This is a genomic window from Mesorhizobium sp. U510, from assembly GCF_059180695.1.
Genome location: NZ_CP180532.1, coordinates 6,854,268 through 6,874,848 on the forward strand (window position 1 = coordinate 6,854,268; position 20,581 = coordinate 6,874,848).

20 protein-coding genes are annotated in these 20,581 nt (G+C 64.0%); 6 read left to right on the forward strand and 14 right to left on the reverse strand.

Annotated elements, in window-relative coordinates:
* The first annotated feature begins 94 nt into the window (after positions 1 to 94).
* The gene (gene olsB / locus ACLGL5_RS35270) at positions 95 to 970 is read left to right on the forward strand and encodes a l-ornithine N(alpha)-acyltransferase (protein ID WP_010911504.1); all 876 of its coding nucleotides are present in this window, start codon (positions 95 to 97) and stop codon (positions 968 to 970) included.
* Between the two features lie 71 nt (positions 971 to 1,041).
* On the opposite strand, the gene ACLGL5_RS35275 is transcribed toward olsB, so the two are convergent.
* Positions 1,042 to 1,674: a trimeric intracellular cation channel family protein gene (locus tag ACLGL5_RS35275; RefSeq protein WP_019861210.1), complete on the reverse strand. Its 633-nt coding sequence runs from the start codon at positions 1,672 to 1,674 to the stop codon at positions 1,042 to 1,044.
* 125 nt (positions 1,675 to 1,799) lie between these two features.
* Positions 1,800 to 2,432 (reverse strand): nucleotide exchange factor GrpE, encoded by a 633-nt coding sequence (grpE, locus tag ACLGL5_RS35280; protein WP_019861212.1) that lies wholly within the window; start codon positions 2,430 to 2,432, stop codon positions 1,800 to 1,802.
* A 238-nt stretch (positions 2,433 to 2,670) separates the two neighbouring features.
* Between grpE and ACLGL5_RS35285 the strand changes: the two genes are divergently transcribed.
* Together ACLGL5_RS35285 and ACLGL5_RS35290 are read left to right on the forward strand one after the other, a co-directional pair.
* Complete coding sequence (locus ACLGL5_RS35285; RefSeq protein WP_019861213.1) at positions 2,671 to 2,871, forward strand: hypothetical protein; 201 nt, start codon at positions 2,671 to 2,673, stop codon at positions 2,869 to 2,871.
* 89 nt (positions 2,872 to 2,960) lie between these two features.
* Positions 2,961 to 3,983, forward strand: a complete 1,023-nt coding sequence (locus ACLGL5_RS35290) for a fatty acid desaturase (protein ID WP_027047402.1) — start codon at positions 2,961 to 2,963, stop codon at positions 3,981 to 3,983.
* A gap of 170 nt (positions 3,984 to 4,153) precedes the next feature.
* On the opposite strand, the gene ACLGL5_RS35295 is transcribed toward ACLGL5_RS35290, so the two are convergent.
* The 7 genes from ACLGL5_RS35295 to cysG all read right to left on the reverse strand — a co-directional run bounded on the left by ACLGL5_RS35295 (position 4,154) and on the right by cysG (position 11,560).
* On the reverse strand, positions 4,154 to 4,774 hold the full coding sequence (locus ACLGL5_RS35295; protein ID WP_010911510.1) for a DJ-1/PfpI family protein: 621 nt from the start codon (positions 4,772 to 4,774) through the stop codon (positions 4,154 to 4,156).
* 184 nt (positions 4,775 to 4,958) lie between these two features.
* Positions 4,959 to 6,566: a GMC family oxidoreductase gene (locus tag ACLGL5_RS35300; RefSeq protein ID WP_019861215.1), complete on the reverse strand. Its 1,608-nt coding sequence runs from the start codon at positions 6,564 to 6,566 to the stop codon at positions 4,959 to 4,961.
* A 96-nt stretch (positions 6,567 to 6,662) separates the two neighbouring features.
* On the reverse strand, positions 6,663 to 7,193 hold the full coding sequence (locus tag ACLGL5_RS35305; RefSeq protein WP_069093146.1) for a DUF934 domain-containing protein: 531 nt from the start codon (positions 7,191 to 7,193) through the stop codon (positions 6,663 to 6,665).
* A gap of 170 nt (positions 7,194 to 7,363) precedes the next feature.
* Positions 7,364 to 8,128, reverse strand: a complete 765-nt coding sequence (locus tag ACLGL5_RS35310; RefSeq protein ID WP_064980892.1) for a phosphoadenylyl-sulfate reductase — start codon at positions 8,126 to 8,128, stop codon at positions 7,364 to 7,366.
* Entirely contained in the window at positions 8,103 to 9,773 is a 1,671-nt protein-coding gene (locus ACLGL5_RS35315; protein ID WP_019861220.1) for a nitrite/sulfite reductase, read from the reverse strand. Before ACLGL5_RS35315 ends, ACLGL5_RS35310 begins: the two co-directional genes overlap by 26 nt.
* A gap of 45 nt (positions 9,774 to 9,818) precedes the next feature.
* Entirely contained in the window at positions 9,819 to 10,112 is a 294-nt protein-coding gene (locus ACLGL5_RS35320) for a DUF2849 domain-containing protein (RefSeq protein ID WP_069093147.1), read from the reverse strand.
* Positions 10,109 to 11,560, reverse strand: coding sequence for a siroheme synthase CysG (gene cysG, locus ACLGL5_RS35325; protein ID WP_069093148.1), 1,452 nt, complete (start codon positions 11,558 to 11,560; stop codon positions 10,109 to 10,111). Before cysG ends, ACLGL5_RS35320 begins: the two co-directional genes overlap by 4 nt.
* A gap of 384 nt (positions 11,561 to 11,944) precedes the next feature.
* Between cysG and ACLGL5_RS35330 the strand changes: the two genes are divergently transcribed.
* Together ACLGL5_RS35330 and ACLGL5_RS35335 are read left to right on the forward strand one after the other, a co-directional pair.
* The gene (locus tag ACLGL5_RS35330) at positions 11,945 to 12,394 is read left to right on the forward strand and encodes a baeRF12 domain-containing protein (RefSeq protein WP_069093149.1); all 450 of its coding nucleotides are present in this window, start codon (positions 11,945 to 11,947) and stop codon (positions 12,392 to 12,394) included.
* A gap of 213 nt (positions 12,395 to 12,607) precedes the next feature.
* A complete protein-coding gene (locus tag ACLGL5_RS35335; RefSeq protein ID WP_069093150.1) occupies positions 12,608 to 14,392 on the forward strand; it encodes a cation:proton antiporter domain-containing protein in 1,785 nt (594 codons plus the stop codon).
* Here the strand turns inward: ACLGL5_RS35335 and ACLGL5_RS35340 are convergent, their stop codons facing one another.
* Positions 14,393 to 15,199, reverse strand: coding sequence for an AraC family transcriptional regulator (locus tag ACLGL5_RS35340; protein ID WP_494372849.1), 807 nt, complete (start codon positions 15,197 to 15,199; stop codon positions 14,393 to 14,395).
* Positions 15,200 to 15,300: 101 nt separating this feature from the next.
* Between ACLGL5_RS35340 and ACLGL5_RS35345 the strand changes: the two genes are divergently transcribed.
* Positions 15,301 to 16,221 carry a zinc-binding dehydrogenase gene (locus tag ACLGL5_RS35345; protein ID WP_069093152.1) on the forward strand — a complete coding sequence of 307 codons (921 nt, stop codon included), beginning with the start codon at positions 15,301 to 15,303 and terminating at the stop codon, positions 16,219 to 16,221.
* 23 nt (positions 16,222 to 16,244) lie between these two features.
* On the opposite strand, the gene ACLGL5_RS35350 is transcribed toward ACLGL5_RS35345, so the two are convergent.
* The 4 genes from ACLGL5_RS35350 to ACLGL5_RS35365 all read right to left on the reverse strand — a co-directional run bounded on the left by ACLGL5_RS35350 (position 16,245) and on the right by ACLGL5_RS35365 (position 20,560).
* The gene (locus tag ACLGL5_RS35350; protein ID WP_019861229.1) at positions 16,245 to 16,997 is read right to left on the reverse strand and encodes an SDR family NAD(P)-dependent oxidoreductase; all 753 of its coding nucleotides are present in this window, start codon (positions 16,995 to 16,997) and stop codon (positions 16,245 to 16,247) included.
* An 89-nt stretch (positions 16,998 to 17,086) separates the two neighbouring features.
* Positions 17,087 to 19,357 (reverse strand): transglycosylase domain-containing protein, encoded by a 2,271-nt coding sequence (locus tag ACLGL5_RS35355; protein ID WP_069093153.1) that lies wholly within the window; start codon positions 19,355 to 19,357, stop codon positions 17,087 to 17,089.
* Positions 19,358 to 19,712: 355 nt separating this feature from the next.
* On the reverse strand, positions 19,713 to 20,093 hold the full coding sequence (locus tag ACLGL5_RS35360) for a hypothetical protein (RefSeq protein ID WP_019861231.1): 381 nt from the start codon (positions 20,091 to 20,093) through the stop codon (positions 19,713 to 19,715).
* A 320-nt stretch (positions 20,094 to 20,413) separates the two neighbouring features.
* Complete coding sequence (locus tag ACLGL5_RS35365) at positions 20,414 to 20,560, reverse strand: hypothetical protein (RefSeq protein ID WP_019861232.1); 147 nt, start codon at positions 20,558 to 20,560, stop codon at positions 20,414 to 20,416.
* Positions 20,561 to 20,581: the final 21 nt, after the last annotated feature.

Consider the following 20,581-nt stretch of genomic DNA (forward strand, 5'->3'; position numbering starts at 1 on the left):
CCTTATCACGGTACTGTCACAATCCTGTTGCACCTACACCGTATCCCCGTGCCAAGAGGGATGGCTCGAAGGAGAATCACTCGTGCATACAGTTATGCCGGAATGTGACACTCGGCCGAACGCCAGCAGCGCCTTGCTCGCCGGGCGTAATGTCGATTCCGTCATAAAGGGCGCGGCACTCGGCCGTATCGGCAATCTCGAAGTGCGGCTCGCCCGCAACGAGGCCGAGATCGCGGCCGCGCAGGAAGTGCGCTACCGCGTATTCTACGACGAGCTTGGCGCCCGCAAGGACCTGTTCCAGGTGCAGGACCGCCGCGACGCCGACCGGTTCGATCCGCTCTGCGATCATCTGCTCGTCTTCGACAATTCGATTTCCGGCCCCGAACACCGCCGCATCGTCGGCACTTACCGGCTGCTGCGGCAAGAAATCGCGGCCGCCGCCGGGGGCTTCTATTCCGAAGGCGAATTCGAGCTGACCAAGCTCATCGCCCGCCATCCCGGCCAGCGTTTCCTCGAGCTCGGCCGATCCTGCGTTCTGCCGGAATACCGCTCGAAGCGCACCATCGAGGCGCTGTGGCAAGGCATCTGGGCCTACATCAATCACTACGAAATCGGCGTGATGACCGGCTGCGCTTCCTTCCACGGCACTGTGCCGGCGGCGCATGCCGAGGCGCTCACCTATCTCGCCCATCACTGCCGCACGAATTCGGCCTGGGATGTGCGCGCGGTGTCCGGGCGCTATTGCTCCATGGACCTGATGCCGATCGAGGCGGTCAACACCAAGGCGGCGATCGCGGCGATGCCGCCTCTGGTGAAGGGCTATCTGAGGGTCGGCGCCCGCATCGGCGACGGCTGCGTCATCGACCGCGAATTCTCGACCGTCGACGTCTTCGTGGTGATGCCGGTCAAGGAGATCGGCGCCCGCTACGTCAACTACTATGGCGGGGAAGCGCAACGCTTTGCGGCGTAAGGGCAGTAGGCAAGACGCTACGATACACGCTTCGCTGACCACTCACTACTGACTATTCCCTATCCCCCTCCTTACGGAATATCCTCCGGCCGCCTTCCCGGCCGGCTCCTGTACGACGGAAACGACCAGCCGAAACGCAGCGCGCCGCCGCGTACGGCGAGCGCCACGACGAAGCCGGCCAACCCCGAGACGATCTGCGGCAATCCGGCGACGTCACCCAATGTGAAGATGGCGGCGCCCGCCAGAGCGGCCGTGACGTAGATCTCCGGCCTCAGCAGCACCGATGGTTCGCCGGCAAGCAGATCGCGCAATATGCCGCCGAAGGTCGCGGTCAGCATGCCGGTGATGATCGAAACCACCGGCGAACCGGTGATGGCCAGCCCCTTGGCCGCGCCCATCACCGAAAAGGCGGCCAGCCCGATGGCGTCGAGCCACAGCAACAGCTTGTAGCGGGATTCGACGCGATGCGCGGTGAAGAAGACCAGGACCGCCACCACGGCGCAGATCAGCACATAGTCGCGGTTTCCCACCCAGAAGACCGGCACATTGAGGATGAGGTCGCGAAACGTGCCGCCGCCGATGCCGGTGACGCTGGCCAGGAACAGGAAACCGATAATGTCGAGTTGCTTTCGCGAAGCAGCCAACGCCCCGGTCGCCGCAAAGACGGCGACGCCGGCATAATCGAGAAGGGCGATGGGATTCATGGCGGTAAGGGAGTAGGCAGTAGGGATTAGGGACTGCGCATGAATAGCACGAAGCCGCACGATTGATACGGCTGCCTTATTCCCTACTGCCCTACTGCCCTACTGCCCTACTGCCTAACCCCTAGCTACGCATCCTTCTCCGCCTGCTCATTCACCGGCCCCGGCTCGACCGGCGCCTCGGCGGCAATCTTCGGGCCGCCCTTGGCGACGCCGACCATGGCCGGACGCAGCACGCGCTCGCCGATCGAATAGCCCGGCTGGACGACCTGGACCACGGTGTTGGCCGGGACATCGGGATTGGGCACTTCGAACATGGCCTGATGGAAATTGGGATCGAACTTCTCGCCTTCCGGCGCGAGCTTCTTGACCCCATGCCGTTCCAGCGCCGACAGCATGGCGCGCTCGGTCAGGTCGACGCCTTCGATCAGCGCCTTGAAGCCGGCGTCGCCCGAGGCCTTGGCCTCCGCCGGAATGGCGTCCAGCGCGCGGCGCAGATTGTCCGACACCGACAGCATGTCGCGGGCGAAATTCGCAACCGCATAGGTACGCGCGTCATGCACGTCGCGCGCGGTGCGGCGGCGCAGGTTCTCCATCTCGGCCGCGACGCGCAGCGCGCGGTCCTTCAGCTCTTCATTTTCCTTCAGCAGTCGCACAAGCGCTTCGTAGTCGCCGTCAATGCTGCCTTCCGTGCGCTCGGCATTGGCCTCGACCGCCTCGGCTTCACTGGGCGCGCGTTCGTCTTTTGCCTGGTCGCTCATCGCCGTTTCCCGTCAATCTCGAATGGTATGGATTTTGTGCCCGATATCGAGGTTTGGCAGCCAAAAATCAAGGGGTAAGCGACCATTGAGCCTTTGGCCGGACCTGGGCGGTGATCAATGGCGATGATTATATTTTAATTCAAAGTTTACTGTACTTGCCGGCTTGGCTTGCCACGGAAGCGTGATGCGGGAACCATTCCCCTACTGCAGGAGTTTCGGAGCCGACACAGGATTTGAAATGATGACCCGCAACAAGGCTGAAAAGGGAGAAAGGCTCGCCGCAGAAGTCCGGCGCCAGTTCGGTGCCGAGGCGATGACGCGTTTTCTGCGTACCTTGCCGGCTTTCCGCATCGAAACCGATACTCACGACCGCTTCAGGCAATTGCTCGACCGCCTCGATCGGGTAGAGGATGGCGGTACAAGATTGCGGCGGCAATAGCTCTCGTCGCTCTTTACGCGACAATTACGCACAGTAATTTTGCGTGATGGCTGCCTTGCGGTAGCCACATGCCGCGCCTATGCTTCCTGATGAACATGATTTCCCCCGATGCGGCCGCCAATAGCAAGCGTGCCTGGTTGAAGATCTTGGCGCGCTACAAGAAGCCGGACCGGCGACGCAGCGCCGTCGAACTCGCCATCACCCTCATTCCCTTTGCCACGCTGTGGGCGCTCTCCTCGGCCGCCTATGCCTATGGCCATTGGTGGGGGCTGATCCTGATCCTCCCGGCCGCCGGGTTCCTGGTGCGCATCTTCATGATCCAGCATGATTGCGGCCATGGCTCCTTCTTCGCCAACCGCTATGCCGACGACTGGATCGGCCGCGCGCTCGGCGTCCTGACGCTGACGCCCTACGATTGCTGGCGGCGCGCCCACGCGACACATCATGCCAGCGCCGGCAATCTCGACGAGCGCGGCATGGGCGACATCACGACGCTGACCGTTGCCGAATACCGGCAATTGTCCTGGCGCGGGCGCCTCGCCTATCGGCTCTATCGCCATCCGCTGGTGATGTTTGGGCTTGGGCCGATCTGGCTGTTCATCTTCTCGCAAAGGCTGCCCATCGGCATGATGCGCGGCGGCCTGACGCCGTGGGTGTCGTCGATGACCACCAATCTCGCCATCGCGCTTGCGGCGGCCCTGCTTATCTGGACCGTCGGTCCCGGTGCGTTCCTGGTCGTCCATCTGCCGATCGTCATTCTCGCCGGCTCGGCAGGCATCTGGCTGTTCTACGTCCAGCACCAGTTCGAGGAGACGGAGTGGGCAAAGGATGACGACTGGGAGTTCCAGCATGCCGCCTTGCACGGCTCGTCCTATTACGACCTGCCGCCGGTGCTGAACTGGTTCACCGGCAATATCGGCGTCCATCATGTCCACCACCTCTCCGCCAAGGTGCCGGGCTACCGGCTGCAGGAAGTGCTGCGCGATTATCCGGAACTGCGCGGCATCGGTCGCGTCACGCTGCTCGACAGCCTGCGCTGCGTCAAACTGGCATTGTGGGACGAGAACCGCCGCAAGCTGGTGTCGTTCCGCGAGGCACGGGCGACGATGTAGAGCAATTCCAGGAAAAGTGTGAGCGGTTTCCCGGGAGAAGCGCATGGCGCTTTCCCTTGGGAACTGCGTCAAAACATAGAGTTAGAGCGGTTCGCCGTTTCCGTGAAACGGGGAAACGCCCTAGAAAGACGACCGCCGCGCCGTGGCGCGGCGGCGGAAGCAAACCCTGTTCAGGCGGCTTGGCGCTCTTCGCGCATCAGGATCTCGCCATGCCGGATTTCGGTGCCAAGCACCTTCAGGCACTCACGGATGAAGTTGGACAGGCCCGGCCAGCCCTTGGCTGACACCAGATTGCCATCGACATGGGCGCCGGTCGGCGCGACGTCGATGTAGATGCCGCCGGCCAACGTCACTTCCGGCTCGCAATAGTGGAGTGCCGCCACTTCCCTGCCCCGCACGACACCATCGACCGCGATCAGGATCTGCACGCCATGGCAGATGGTGAAGATCGGCTTGCCGGCCTCGTGGAAATGCCGCACCAGCGCCTGCACCCGCTTGTCGATGCGGATGTATTCGGGACCGCGCCCGCCCGCCGCGTAGACGGCGTCATACTTGGCCGGGTCCACCTCGGAAAACGTCTTGTTGAGGATGTAGTCGTGGCCGAGCTTTTCCGTGTAGGTCTGGTGGCCTTCAAAGTCGTGCAGAGATGTCTTGAGGACATCGCCGGCCTTCTTGTCCGGGCAGACGACATGCACGGTGTGGCCGACGGCATGCATGGCCTGTTCAAAGACGAAAATCTCATACTCCTCGCTGAACTCGCCAACGAGCATCAATATCTTCTTGCCAGCCATTCTCGGTTCCTCCCTTGCGGCCATATTTATTTCGGGTCGTGAAATAATATTGCCTATCCTAAGGACAGCAGGGTCAAAGGGAAAGCGCAAATCGCCAAATTGGTATGACCAGTTTTCCGCCTTCTCGACAGAAGGCGCTTCTCGGCAGACGAAAATAGCTTCGCTGGTTCGACCAGAGCCGCAGTCAGGCCGCCGCCTTGATCATGTCCGCCGCCTTCTCGGCAATCATGATGGTCGGAGCGTTGGTGTTGCCGCCGATCAGCGTAGGCATCACCGAGGCGTCGACGACCCGCAAGGCCTTGAGCCCGTGCACCCGCAGTTGCGGATCGACCACCGCCAGCTCGTCGACGCCCATTTTGCAGGTGCCGGCCGGGTGATAGATAGTGTCGGCGCGGGCACGGATGTGGGACATCAGTTCCGCGTCGCTCGAAACACCGGCGGTGTAGATCTCCTTGTGGCGATATCTGGCCAGCGCCGGCGCCTCCAGGATACCGCGCATCATCCTGACCCCCTTGAGCAAAAGCCCGGCATCGCGTTCGTCCGAAAGAAAGCGCGGATCGATGCGCGGCGGTGCCATGGGATCATGAGTCGACAACCCGACCTCGCCGCGCGAATGCGGCCGCAGCACGCATACATGGCAGGAAAAGCCATATCCCATATGCAGCTTCCGGCCATGATCATCCACGATCGCGATGCAGAAATGCAGTTGCAGGTCGGGCCGTTCGATCGCCGGATCGGATTTGAGGAAGGCACCGCCTTCGGCATAGGGCGTGGCGATCATGCCGCCGCCATCTTTCCGCCAGCGCAGCATGTGCCGCAGCAGGCCAGGTAGGCCGCGCAGGCCGATGCCCATCATGTCGGCATCCCTAGACGTCCAGCCCATGATGAAATCGAGGTGATCTTGCAGGTTCTTGCCAACACCGGGCAGTTCATGCCTGACCGGAATGCCATGCACGGCGAGCTCGGCAGCCGGGCCAATGCCTGACAGCAACAGGAGCTGAGGCGAACCGAAGGCGCCACCACAGACGATCACCTCGCGCCTGGCTTTCGCGACGGCTTCGCCCTTCCCCGCGCGATACCGCACGCCGGTGGCGCGCTTGCCATCGAGGATGACCGCCGTGGCATGCGCTCCGGTGATGACGGTAAGGTTCGACCTGTTCATGGCCGGTTGCAGATAGGCAGCGGCCGCCGAGCAGCGCTCGCCATTGCGGCGTTCGCCCCAGAATTGCGTCACCTGATAAAGCCCGGCACCCTCCTGTTCGACGCCGTTGAAATCATCGTTGCGGCGGATCTGGTTTTCGCCGCAGGCCTCGACAAAGGCCCGGGAGAGCGGACGTGGCTCTTGCTGCTCGGCAACCCGCAGCGGCCCGTCACCGCCATGCAGGGCATCGGCGCCGCGTTGATTGCCTTCCGCCCGCCGGAAATAGGGCAGCACCTCGTCCCATGACCAGCCGTCGCAGCCGAGATCGGCCCATTCGTCATAGTCGCCGCGGTGCCCGCGCGTGTAGAGCATGGCGTTGATGGCGCTGGATCCGCCCAGCGCCTTGCCGCGCGGCTGGTAGCCCTTGCGGCCGCCAAGACCCTGCTGCGGCACAGTCTCGAACGCCCAGTTGTTGATCTTCGGCCGACCCGGCAACAGTGCGATGATGCCTGCCGGCGCGCGGATAAGCAGGTTGCTGCCCGCGCCGCCGGCTTCGATCAGGCAGACCGTTTTCGATGGATCTTCGGACAGCCGCGCGGCAAGCGTGCAGCCGGCGGACCCGCCACCGGCGATGACATAGTCGAAATCCATGACTTCCTCCCTCGTACCCGGCGGATGTTTCCGTCCGGATGACCAAGAGAAGGCTCGATTTCGGCCTATGTAAAGATGGGTGGAATTACCCCAACGTCAGCTGCGAACGCGCCGCCAGGAATACTTCGGGCCCTTAGGCTCCGGCACGGCGGCTGGCTGATAGTAAAGCCCCAAGCCGCCGGTGCGGTCCTCTTCCAGGCGCTTCAGCAGCACCGGGTTGGAAATCTCGAACTCGTCGAAGCCGAGACGCAGCATGTGCGGTAACGGATCGACCAGCACCTGGCCGGTGGCGCGAACGGCACCCTCGAAGTGGTAGCGGCTGCGCAGCAGTCCGGCCTTGGAGAAGGAGCGCCCATCGCTGAAGGCCGGGAAGACCAGCGCCACCAGCGACAGCTGGTCGAGAAGGTCGGCTATCTTCTCGAGTTGATCTCCGGGCTGCAGCACCACGCCGAGCCGCTCTTTGGCGGACCGGCGCACCTCCGGATCAAGGTCGAGGAACGCCTGCAGCGGCAGGATGAAGCGGCCATTGCCGGACAGCGCGTCGGCACTTTCGGCATGAGCCCACTCGTCCTCGCGAAAACCCTGCGGGGTCCAGAGCCGGGTCTCCGGTGTCGTCGTTTCGGTCATCAAAATTCCTAAATATTCAAACGAGCCAAGGATGTGTTGAGATTCAGGTCAGGCTGCGCCTAAAATGGCGGCTTCCGAGAACCGGAGCGGAGCGTACTTGAAGTACGTGAGCACCGGAAGCGCAGGAAGCTGCCGTTTGCAGGCCAGCCTCACCTGAATATCAGCACATCCTATAGTGATGCGTCGGTCAGCGACACTTCCAGCCCCGACAGGTGAATGCCGCACTCGGTCTTGGCATGACCGGCCCAGCGGCCGCTGCGCGCATCCTCGCCCGGCTGCACCGGTTGCGTGCAGGGGAAACAGCCGATCGACAGATAGCCATAGGCGACCAGCGGATTCTCGCGCAGCGCGTGCGCCCGCATGTAGTCGGCCTGGTCCGATGTCGTCCAGTGCGCCAGCGGATTGATGCGGATGCGCGCGCCGACCGCCTCGAACACCGGCAGCGCTGCCCGTGTCGAGGCCTGGAAGCGCTTGCGGCCGGTGAACCAGGCACGAAACGGCGCCACGCCACGCGCCAGCGGCTCTACCTTGCGCACGTCGCAGCAGGCATCGGTGTTGCTTTGGTGCAAATTGCCCGTCGGATCGATCCGCGCGAGCGCCGCTTCCTCGGGTTTGATGACCTGGATGTTGGTCAGGCCGAAATCGGCGACAAGCGCGTCGCGATAGCCGAGCGTCTCCTCGAAATGCTTGCCGGTGTCGAGGAAGATGACCGGCAGCGTGCGGTCGATCTCCGCGATCATGTGCAGCAGCACCGCCGAATCCGCACCGAAGGACGACACGGCAGCGATCTCGTCGTGAAACAGTTCGCGGGCCGAGCGCTCGATGATCTCGATCGGCTTCAGATGGCCATAGAGCGCGTCAAATCCCGCCGCCTTGGCGGCGACGCCGTCATCGGCATCGGCGATGTGGTCAAGCGGCCTTGGTTTCGCCAGCATAGAGCGCCTCCTTGAACGGCGCGGGACCGACACGGCGGTAGGCGTCGATGAATTTTTCTTGAGGGTTGAGTCGAAGGCCGAGATAGGTCTCGACGATCTGCTCGATGGCGTCGGTGATCTCTTCCGACGAGAAGCCGCGGCCGATGATTTCGCCGACCGAGGTGTTCTCGTCGGCCGAACCGCCCAGCGTCACCTGATAGAGCTCGGAGCCCTTTTTCTCGACGCCGAGGATGCCGATATGGCCGACATGGTGATGGCCGCAGGCATTGATGCAGCCGGAGATCTTCAGCTTCAGTTCGCCGATCTCGCGCTGCCGCTCCAGCGAGGCGAAGCGTTGCGAGATTTCCTGCGCGATCGGGATCGAGCGTGCGGTGGCCAGCGCGCAATAGTCGAGGCCGGGGCACGAGATGATGTCCGATATCAAATTGGAGTTGGCCGTCGCCAGCCCGATATCGACCAGCGCGTCATAGACCGCCTTGAGGTCGGCGCGCGCCACATGCGGCAGGATCAAGTTCTGCTCATGGCTGACACGCAGCTCGTCGAAAGCGTATGTCTCGGCGATGTCGGCGACCGCCTCCATCTGGCTGTCGGAAGCATCGCCCGGCACCTCGCCGATGCCCTTGAGCGAAATCGTCACCGCCGCGTAGTCGGGATGGCGATGCGTCACCACATTCTGGTCGAGCCACTCCGAGAAGCCTTTGGAATCGAGACGCGCCAGCTTGACCGCCTGGTCGCCTTCCGGCCGATCAGTGAGCGCCGGCGGCGCGAAATAGGCTTGGATGGCCCGGATATCGGCATCCGGCAGCCTCAGCTCGGCGTCCTTCAATTCCTGCCACTCGGCCTCGACCTGGCGGGTGATTTCCTCGACGCCGGTCTCGTGCACCAGGATCTTGATGCGCGCCTTGTACTTGTTGTCGCGGCGGCCATAGAGGTTGTAAACGCGCAGGATCGCCGTGCAGTAGGACAGAAGATCGGCTTCCGGCAGGAAATCGCGGATCTTTCGTGCCACCATCGGCGTACGGCCCTGGCCGCCGCCGACATAGACGGCAAAGCCAAGCTCGCCCGCGGCGTTCTTCTTCAGGTGCAGGCCGATATCGTGCGTCTGGATAGCAGCGCGGTCGCGCTCTGCCCCGGTCACCGCGATCTTGAATTTCCTGGGCAGGAACGAGAATTCCGGATGCACCGAGGACCATTGCCGCAGGATCTCCGCATAGGGACGCGGATCGGCGACCTCGTCGGCGGCGGCACCGGCAAAGTGGTCGGCGGTGACGTTGCGGATGCAGTTGCCGCTGGTCTGGATGGCGTGCATCTCCACACTTGCCAGATCGGCCAGGATCGCCGGAATGTCCGACAGCGCCGGCCAGTTGAACTGGATGTTCTGGCGCGTGGTGAAATGGCCGTAGCCCTTGTCGTATTTGCGGGCGATATGGCCGAGCATGCGCAGCTGCTTGCCGTTCAGCGTGCCGTAGGGCACCGCGATGCGCAGCATATAGGCGTGCAGCTGCAAATAGACGCCGTTCATCAGCCTCAGCGGCCGGAACTGGTCCTCCGATATCTCGCCGGACAGCCGGCGCTGGACCTGGTCGCTGAACTCGGCGACGCGGGCCTGGACAAAATCGTGGTCGAACTCATCGTAACGGTACATGCTTCGTCTTTCAGGGCGCGTCCGCCCGTTTCACTCAAAACCTGGCTACGCCGCCCGCTCGGCCTGCTTGCCGAGATCGCCGCGGATGGTCGGGCCGGCGGCGCGGATCTTTTCACGCAGCCGCACCGGCTCGACGACACCGTCGACGACTTCCGCGTCGATCAGATTGACGTCGACCACTTCATTGTCGGCATAGGCCTTGGCGCCGATCGCCTCAAGGCGATCCTCGGCCGCCTTGTCATGGGCAAGATCGGCCTGGCCCACCGTCTCAACCCAGCCGCCATCGGTGTACCAGACGGCGATGCCATCCGTCAGGCGGTTGGCGGTCAGTATCTTCATGGCTGAACTCTCTCTGCGGCGGCTTTGGCCGCGCCTTCATTCCTATGTGCCGCAAGCGGCTCGGACCGTTCAAAATTGGCGCCGGCGACAGCATCGCCGATAATGGTCATGACCGGCCCGGAAAGATCGCCACGCGCTTCCAGCGACGGCAGGTCAGCCAGCGTGCCGTGGAAACGGCGCCGGTTGGCCAGGCTGGCATTCTCGACCACGGCCACCGCCGTGTCCGGCGACAGGCCTGCTTCGATCAGTCGGCCGGCGACTTCGGCCGCCACCGAGCGGCCCATATAGACGGCGACGGTGGCGCCGGAAATCGCGAGCTTGGCCCAGTCGGGCAATGAATTGCCCTTGAGGTCGTGGCCGGTGGTGAACACCATGGATGAGGAGACGCCGCGCAAGGTCAGCGGCAGTTCGAAATCGGCCGCCGCGGCAAAGGCCGCGGTGACGCCCGGAACCACCTCATAGGCGATACCGGCATCACGCAGTGCCGCCATTTCCTCGCCGGCGCGGCCGAACACCAGCGGATCGCCCGACTTCAGCCGCACCACGCGCTTGCCCTGCTGACCAAGCTCCACCAGCAGCGCGTTGATTTCGGCCTGGCTCTTGCTGTGGCAGCCCTTGCGTTTGCCAACCGGCAGACGCTCGGCATCGCGGCGGCCCATGGCGACGACCGCCTCCGGCACCAGCGCGTCATGGACGATGACGTCGGCTTCCATCAGCAGGCGATGCGCACGCAACGTCAGCAGATCCTCGGCGCCCGGACCAGCGCCAACCAACGCGATGTGGCCCGAAGCGGGTGCGTTCGACAACAGCAGATCGACGGCAGCGTCATGCGCCTGCGACAGCTGGCCGGCTTCCACGGCATGGGCAGGTGCACCTTGGAAAAAACTGTTCCAGAAGCGGCGGCGGGCATTGCCTTTCGGCAGCAATTTCTCGGCTGCCCCACGCAGCGAAGCGGCGAGCGTCGCCAGCGAACCGAGCGATGGCGACAGCATCTGATCGATGCGGCCCCGCAGCATCTGGGCCAGCACCGGGCCGGCACCTTCGGTTCCGATGGCAATGGCGACCGGCGCGCGGTTGACCAGCGCCGGGGTGAAGAAGTCGCAGAGTTCCGGCCGGTCGACGGCATTGACCGGAATGCCCAGCTCGCGCGCGTCCGCCGCGACGCGGCGGTCGAGCGTCTCATCGCCGCTGGCGGCAAACACCATGACCGCGCCTTCCAGCCGCGAGGCGTCATAAGCTGCCGCGACATGGCTGGCGCCGGACTGAGCGATGAAGGCAAGCAGCTCCGGCTCGGCATTTTGAGCGATGATGCGCAGCACCGCGCTCGACTGTCCGATCAACCGCGCCTTGGCCAGGGCTTCGTCGCCACCGCCGACAATGGCCACGGCTTCGCCCTCGACCCGCACGAAGACGGGGAAGGCATTGAGCTTGGCATTGGCCTGCGGCATGGGAAAAGCAATCCGGGAACAGTGTCGCAGTTTTACGCCCGGGCGCGAAAAACCAGAAGCAAAGCACTCGCGCATCCTGTGATGGCAGGCAATCGCTTTTTCGCAACTGCGAAAGGCAGGAGAAAAATATTCCACATCCGGGGTTTGGGCGGATTCAAGCCGCTGAAGCGAGCCTTGATTTCAGGTCTTTTTAGCCACCTGCCCCCTATCTGGCAAAACAGTTTTTTCTAATTTCTACCAATTCAGTAGATTAATGTCGCCCGCTTACCGATCGCCCGTTCAACCGCCGGCGGCGCCGCCGTCGCTTTGCGGGAGAGGGGTTGGAACGTTGCCGGGTTGATACGCGTTCCGCAGCGTAGCCATTCATCAAAAAGGAGCGCTTTCATGGACACAATCAAACTGAGGCACGGCATCTGGGTCCTGGTGGCCGACGGTGAAAAAGTGCTCTTGCTCAAGAATGCCGGCGACAACAAGTTTCCAAATCTCGAAGTCGTGCAGGTGATGGAACAGGAGAACCCGCCCACCCGTGAACAGGGAAGCGACAGCCCCGGCCGTTATAATGACGGCCCGTCCGTGCACCGCAGCGCTGTCGAGGATACCGACTGGCACCGTATCGGCAAGGAACGCTTCGCGGAAGAGATCGCGGCCCGCCTGTACAAACTCGCCCATGGTGGTGAGTTCGACAGCATCGTGCTTGTCGCCCCGCCGGTGATGCTCGGCGCCATGCGCAAGAAGCTGCACAAGGCGGTCGGTGACAAGGTGACGGCTGAAATTCCAAAAACCATGACCAACCACGCCATCTCCGAGATCGAGGCCATGCTGCAGGCAGCCTGACCGCAGGCGATGGATCCCAAAGCCAATGCCACAGTGAGCGCGAAACGGACCGGCGGCCTCTCTGCCGCCGGTCGAGCATTTTGCCGCCGCACCGTCGATTTTCGCACCCTGCGGGTTGCATCACCGTCACCCCTTCCACCATATTGCAAAACAGGCGGCGGCTCAGGGCGGCGCACATCCGACATCGCAAACTTGAAAGGCGCTCCATAGACAATGCCGCATGACACGCCCCTTATCGCCACCATCGTCGCCGGTCTGGGGCTGGCTTTCGTCTTCGGGGCTCTCGCCAACCGTTTCCGCATTCCGCCGCTGGTCGGCTATCTCGTAGCCGGCGTCCTGGTCGGGCCGAATACGCCCGGTTTCGTCGCCGATGCCGGCCTGGCCAACGAACTGGCCGAAATCGGCGTCATCCTCTTGATGTTCGGCGTCGGCCTGCATTTCTCGCTGAAGGACCTGCTGTCGGTCCGCGCCATCGCCGTGCCCGGCGCCATCGTCCAGATCGGCTTTGCCACGGCACTCGGCGCCGGACTGTCCTGGATGCTCGGCTGGTCGATGGGCGCCGGGCTGGTGTTCGGCCTGGCACTGTCGGTCGCCTCGACCGTGGTGCTGCTGCGCGCGCTTCAGGAACGCCGGCTGATCGAGACCGAACGCGGCCGCATCGCCGTCGGCTGGCTGATCGTCGAGGATCTGGCCATGGTGCTGGCGCTGGTGCTGCTGCCAGCCCTTGCCGGCGTGCTGGGTGGCCAGGAACAGGCGGATGTGCATTCGAGCGGCCTGCTGTCGCTGCCGGCCAGCTACGGCATCTGGGGCGTCGTCGGCATCACGCTCGCCAAGGTCGCCGCCTTCGTCGTCGTCATGCTGGTGGTCGGCCGCCGGGTCATTCCGTGGATTCTGCACTACGTCGCCCATACCGGGTCACGCGAACTGTTTCGTCTCTCAGTGCTCGCCATTGCGCTCGGCGTCGCCTTCGGCGCGGCGAAACTGTTCGGCGTCTCGCTGGCGCTCGGCGCCTTCTTCGCCGGCATGATCATGAGCGAATCCGAGCTTAGCCATCGCGCGGCCGAAGAATCGCTGCCGCTGCGCGACGCCTTCTCGGTGCTGTTCTTCGTCTCGGTCGGCATGCTGTTCGACCCGTTCAGCCTGCTCAGCAACGGCCTGCCGATCCTGGCGACACTGGCCATCATCGTCATCGGCAAGTCGCTGGCGGCGTTCGTCATCGTCGTCGCCTTCGGCTATCCCCTGGCGACCGCCCTCATGATTTCGGCCAGCCTTGCCCAGATCGGCGAATTCTCCTTCATCCTGGCCGAACTCGGCGTCGGGCTGAAACTTCTGCCAGAACAGGGCCGCGACCTGATCCTGGCCGGCGCCATCTTGTCGATCGTGCTCAACCCACTGATGTTCCTGGTCATCGACTGGATGAAGCCATGGCTGGAGGCCCGTGCCGCCAGGACGGCGCCGCCGGCCGACGCCAAGCCGGTCGGTCCGGCGACCGAACCGGGCCAGGTCGCCTCGGTCGCCGCAACAGCCAGAAAGGAAGACGGCCCGCCGCCGAAGACGGCGCTTACAGGCCATGCCATCCTGATCGGTTATGGCCGTGTCGGCGGCCTTGTCGGCGCGGCGCTGAAAGAAGCAGCGCTGCCCTTCCTCGTCATCGAGGACGCAGACAAGACACTGGCCAAGCTGAAGGCCGATGGCGTCGAGAGCGTCGCCGGCAATGCCGCCAACGCCGAAGTGTTCGCCGCCGCCAATCCCGAAGGCGCCAGCCGGCTGATCCTCGCCATCCCCAATGCGTTCGAAGCCGGCCAGATCGTGCTCAGGGCGCGCACCGCCAATCCCGGCATCAACGTCGTCGCCCGCGCCCATTCCGATGCCGAGGTCGAGCATCTCAAGGGGCTCGGCGCCGACACGGTGATCATGGGCGAGCGCGAAATCGCGCGCGGCATCGTCGAGGAGGTGCTCGGTCACAAGCCATCTGCGACCGAACCGTCCGCCGCGTGATCACGCCACGAAGGCAGAACCGCCATTGCGTGCGATGCTGCTGAGATATTGCGCGGGAGGCTTGCCGAGCGCCTTCTTGAACATGGTGATGAAGGCCGTGACGGACTCATAGCCGAGATCACCCGAAACCCGCTGAACGGTGGCACCCGAAGCCAGTTCCCTTATCGCAACGATCAAGTGCAATTGCTGGCGCCAGCGGCCGAAGCTCAAGCCGGTTTCCTTGACGACGAGACGAGCAAGACTGCTCTCGCTGAGCGCCACGCGTTTTCCCCATTCGGCCAACGTGCTGCGGTCGGCAGGATCGTTCGCCAGCAATTCGGCGATCCGCTTCAGGCGCGGCTCGGAGGAGAACGGCAGATGCAATTGCTGGAGAGGCATATCAGGCAGTTCGGCAAGCAGGACGCTTCCCAGGAAAGCGCACCGCGCGTCATCAGGCGCGCAGTTCGACAGTTCGATGATAAGCTCGCGCAGCAGCGGCGAGATCGAAAGCGTGCAGCACCGATCCGGCAGCGCAGCCGCGCCCGGCTCGATGTAGACGAAGAAAATCCGCGCATTGGCCGTCGCGATGTTGCTGTGCTGCATGCGGCTCGGCACCCACACGCCGCAATGCGGCGGCACCATCCAGAGGCCGCTGGGAACGCGGCAGGTGACGCCGCCGCTGAGAGCGAAGACGAGTTGCCCTTTGCGGTGCCAATGCTGCGACACCTCGGCCTTGGTCTCGGTGACGTCGACGCGCACGGCAATCGCCGGAGCAACGATGTCATCGACGTCGAAATCGAGCCATGGGTAACGGAGCGGCTGTCTCATGATTGACAGATTTTAGCGATGAATTGCCTTTATATCTAGATTATTCGTCAGCATAAATCGGTAGGCTCGAGCCGTTCTCGCCAATTGCCAAGGTGTACTCCATGCTCGCGCTCACCATCTCTTCCGACAATGCCGTCAGACTGAAACTCGCCGAGGTGGACGAGCCACAGCCTTGCGCGAACGAGGCTCTGGTCGCCGTCCGCGCAACCTCGTTGAACCGCGGCGAACTGCGCCTGCTCACCATACGTGCGGACGGCTGGATACCCGGCCAGGACATTGTCGGGATCGTCGAGCGGGCGGCAGCGGATGGCTCCGGGCCAGCCCAGGGCGCGCGGGTCGTGGCTTTGGTCGACGAGGCCGGCTGGGCCGAACGCGTCGCCGTTCCGACCGCCCGTCTCGCCGTCCTGCCGGATGAGGTCGGCTTCGTTTCCGCCGCCACGCTCCCCGTGGCGGGCACGACGGCGATGAGGACGTTGCGCCATGGCGGTGACCTGGCCGGCCAAAAGGTGCTGATCACCGGCGCGAGCGGCGCAGTCGGCCGTTTCCAGATCCAGATCGCCCGCGAACAAGGTGCCTTGGTGACCGCGGTCGCCGCCGCCCGGCATGCCGGGGATCTCCGCGATCTCGGAGCCGAGCAGGTGGTCGAGGCGATCGAGCTGGCCGAGGGACCATTTTCGCTGATCACCGAGTCGGTCGGCGGCGAAAGCCTCGCCCGCGCGATCGAACGCGTCGCGCCCGGCGGGACCATCGTCATGTTCGGTTCAAGCAGTGGCGAGCTCACGCCCATTGGCTTCCGCCAGTTCGTTCCGGGCCATGAGGGAGCGAGGCTTCAGACCTTCGCCTACTACACGTCCGGCTCAGGCATTGGCGCCGACATTGCCGCGCTGCTCGCCCTGGTCGCGGCCGGCCGGCTGGAAACCCGCGTCGCCTTGACCGTGCCATGGACGGACATCGCCCAGGCCCTGGACGCCCTGCGGCAGCGCAGCTTCAGCGGCAAGGCTGTTCTCACGGTCGCCGGATGAGCAACCCCCGCCGAAGTCCTCACTCACACGTGCTGGCCGCCGTTGATGTGGATTTCCGAGCCGGTCACATAGGAGGCCTGCTGCGAGCACAGGAAGAAGATGATGTCGGCGACCTCGGCGGTGGTACCGAGGCGCCTGAGCGGGATCGTCTCGACGATCTTTTCCGTGCCCGGCGACAGGATCGCCGTGTCGATTTCGCCTGGCGCGATGGCGTTGACCCGGATGCCATGCGGACCAAAGTCATGCGCCATCTCGCGCGTCAGCGAGCCGAGAGCCGCCTTCGATGTCGCATAGGCGGTGCCGGCGAAGGGATGCACGCGGGTGCCGGCGATCGAGGTGACGTTGACGATCGAGCCCTTGGCCGTCGCCAGCTCCTTGAACAGGCCGCGCGCCAGCATGATTGGCGCGAAGAAATTGACCTGGAACACGTCGCGCCAGACATGCATCGGCGTGTCGATCGAGTTCATGCGGCTGTTGCCGTCCTTGAGCTTGGGCGAAATGCCGGCATTGTTGACCAGCGCATTGAGCTGGCCGCCATGTGCTTCGAGCCGATGGCGGATTTCCGAGACGGCGATGCCGACATCTTCCTGATCGGCAAGATCGACCTTGATATGGTCTTCCGGGCCGGCCGGCCACGGGCAATCCTCGGCGAAAGCCTGGCGCGAACAGGTGATGACGCGCCAGCCCTCGCGTGAAAAGCGCTTGACCGTGGCATGGCCGATGCCGCGGCTGGCGCCGGTCAGCACGATGGTTTTTCGGGTGTCGAGTTCAGCCATGTCGCGGTCTCCGGCCGGAGGTGTAGCCGAACACCGTGGCGCTGGCGAGAGGCGGATTGACGCCGCTGCGAACTGCCGGAGCGTCCGCCTCAGCCGCCGCCCAGAATATCCAGGATCGAGGTCTGCTTCCTCTTCTTCAGCGGACCGCCAACATTGCCCGGCGGCACCGGATGGCCGACCGAAGCGGTGGTGCCGTCGTCCGCCGGCATGTTGAAGCCATCGGCATCGACGGTCTGGGCAGGCCGCGCCACGCGGGCCGGCGCTGCCGCCTGGGTCGGCTGTGCCGACGGCGCCTGCTGGCCAACTGACGCGGACGGGACCGGCGCTGGCTGGTTGTTGTCGGCCGAAGGTATGTCGTCGGGCACGATCGTGTCGGCCGGCGTCGACTTCCAGGTGCCGGGCAGCGGCCGCACCGGCACGCCCTCGTGTGCGGCGACCATGAATTCGTGCCAGGCCTGCGCCGGCAGCGCTCCACCGGTGACCTTCTTCATCCCCGTGCCGTCATCATTGCCGAACCACACACCGGTGGTGAGATTGGCGGTGTAGCCGACGAACCAGGCATCGCGCGAATTCTGGCTGGTGCCGGTCTTGCCGGCCGACGGCCAAGCGAAGGCCGCCTTCTTGGCCGTGCCGACCTCGACGGTTCCGGTCATCATCGAATTCATCATGCCGACGATCTCGGGTTTCACCACACGCGGCGCGCTGCCGCCACTGCTGTCGTAGAGCACTTTGCCCTCGGTTGTCGTGATGCGGCGGATGAAGTGGATATCGGGCTTGTAGCCGCCATTGGCGAACGGCACATAGGCCGAGGTCAGCTCCAGCGGCGTCACTTCCGAGGTGCCGAGCGCGATCGAGGTGTTGGCCTGCAGTTCGGACTGGATGCCCATGCGGTGCGCTGCTTCCACCACCGCGTTCGGCCCGACCTCCATGGTCAGCTGCGCGGCGACCGAGTTCAGCGACTTGGCCAGCGCCGTCGCCAGCGTGACCTTGCCAAAATACTTGCCGCCGTAGTTGTCGGGCGTCCAGTTGCCGATCTTGATCGGCGCGTCGTTGCGGATGCTGTCTGGCGTGCGGCCGGCTTCCAGTGCCGCCATATAAACGAACGGCTTGAACGCCGAGCCCGGCTGCCGGCGCGCTTCCGAAGCGCGGTCGAACTGGCTGGTCGAATAGTCGTAGCCGCCGACCATGGCGCGCACCGCGCCGGAATCGTCGATCGACACCAGCGCGCCCTGGGTGACGTTGAGCTTCTTGCCGCTTTCGTCGATCAGCCGGCGGATCGACTGCTCGGCGAGCTTCTGCAAGTTCAGGTCGACGGTGGAGTCGATGACGATGTCGCCGCGCACGTCGCCGATCAGGTCGGGCAGTTCTTCCATGATCGTGTCGGCGACATAGTTTTCCGAGCCGGTCCAGTAGGACGGCGCGCGCGTCGCCGGCGCGCTGAGCGCTGTCTTCAGCTCTTTGTCGCTGATCTTGCCTTCTTCACGCATGGCCGCGAGCACGAGCTGCGAACGCTCCTCCGCGGCCTTTGGGTCGCGCGCCGGCGACAGCCGCGACGGCGCTTTCAGCAAGCCCGCAAGCAGCGCTGCTTCCGAGAGCGTGACGTCACGCGCGCTCTTGCCGAAATAACGCCGCGAAGCCGCCTCGACACCAAAGGCGCCGGAGCCGAAATAGACCCGGTTGAGGTACATTTCGAGAATCTGGTCCTTGGTGTGCTTGTGCTCCAGCCACAGCGCCAGCAGCACCTCCTGCACCTTGCGCTCCAGCGTGCGGTCAGGCTTCAGGAACAGATTCTTGGCCAATTGCTGCGTCAGCGTCGAACCGCCCTGCGAGAAATGCCCGCCGATGAGGTTGGTCACCATGGCGCGTGACAGGCCGATCGGATCGACGCCGAAATGCGAATAGAACCGGCGGTCCTCGATGGCGATGACGGCTTCGGGAATGTAAGGCGACATTTCGTGCAGGCCGACGGCTTCGCCGCCACTCATGCCGCGATTGGCGAGCAACTGGCCATCGGCCGAGACGATCTTGATGTTGGGGGCGCGGTCGGGGATCGACCAGGTGGTGGCCGCCGGCATCTTGGCACCGTAATAGACGACGACGCCCGCCACCGCGATGCCGCCCCAGATGGCAAGCACGAAGCACCAGTAGAACAGGCGACCGAGCACGCCGAACAGGCCGCGCCGGCTCCTGCCACGCCCGCCGCGCGACGATTTCCCCTTCGACGATTTGCGCCTTGCGGAGGCTTTGCGGTTGCTCGGCACGACGCGGTCCTCCTCGCTCACCGAAAGACCCGGCTGGGATCGCGCCTGTGGCGGTCCCTCGAAACTGGGCTCGATGCGGCTATCTTTGCGGTTCGCCATGCCTGCGCTTGCTGTCCCCGGTGCCTATGGCGCTCCGGTTGCAGAGTAGATGCGGCGATTTAAGGGCGGGTTAAGTCGGAAAAATTCAAAGCGATTGATAATCAAATGCCTGGGGTCCGGCAGTGATCGCGCTATTCGAGCCCTGATTTTGGCGCCAGCAAACGGTCGCGCCCGCCGCGATGGAACAATCCTCGCCTAGCATTTTGTCCGGGCGCCAAGGCCCAGCCATTCCTCGCCGCGACCCAGGCGGTCGCGGACATGTTCCGTGTTGGGGCGCGATCGCAAATGGTCGCAGCCTCGCGTTCGACCGCGTCCCAAATCACTCGTCACCAGGCGATCACCTGGTGGGCACGCGTCAGCCGATCGCCGCACGAACCGAGAGCGCTGCCCTCGACGATTGCATGACCTCGCCGACATGGCAGTAGCAGACGATCTCGTGCAGTTGATGGTCGGTCAGCTCGAAGAAGCGCTTGGCTTCGCCATAGCTGTCGTCTTTCAGACCCTCGTCGTGCAATATGGGGTCTGTGAAGGCAACCGCTATCGGCGAGCCATCGCCTCGCATGACATCGCGTTCCGCCGGCGCACGGTATTCAGTCCCGGCAAGCGCGGTCAGGAGCCGGCTGGGCTCACGTTCAAGAAGCTCGGCCCAACGCATCAGACGTTGGGTTCGGCTCATCACCGGCTGTATGTTGACCTCGGCCACTGCATGCAGTTGGTCTAGTGTTTGGTGTTTCATGACAACCTCCTAGCAATAGGTTGGTTGATCCCAAACGCCCTGTGTCGACATTATAGCGCCGGAGCGCCGATCCGTCATTCTAATTCCATGCCGGGACAATCGCTCGTCCGGCACTACGCCGATGCAATGGCCCCGTCCTGCCGGCAATTTTCAACTCCTCCGAGTATCGACGACAGCGCCAAAAGGGCCAGCGTCTGGTCCTCGCAGGTCACCGCCACGATGCTGTTCGACCGGTCGATATCAAGGCCTTCGGGCCGACTTCCGCAGGACTGGCCTGCCGCACAGGACGGCCGGCGCCGCGCCGCCGGTCGACGGCAGGCTCAATTCTGCTGGATCGAAATGCCCTTGTCGTCAATCTTGAGCTCGACACCCTTCGGCTTGGTCTGCTCGCGGTAGACATAGACGCCGAGCGCGATGACCACGACGACGAGCGCGCCAATGATGAGATAGAGCGTATTCTGCTTCATGGCGCGCCCTTTGTCGTTTCG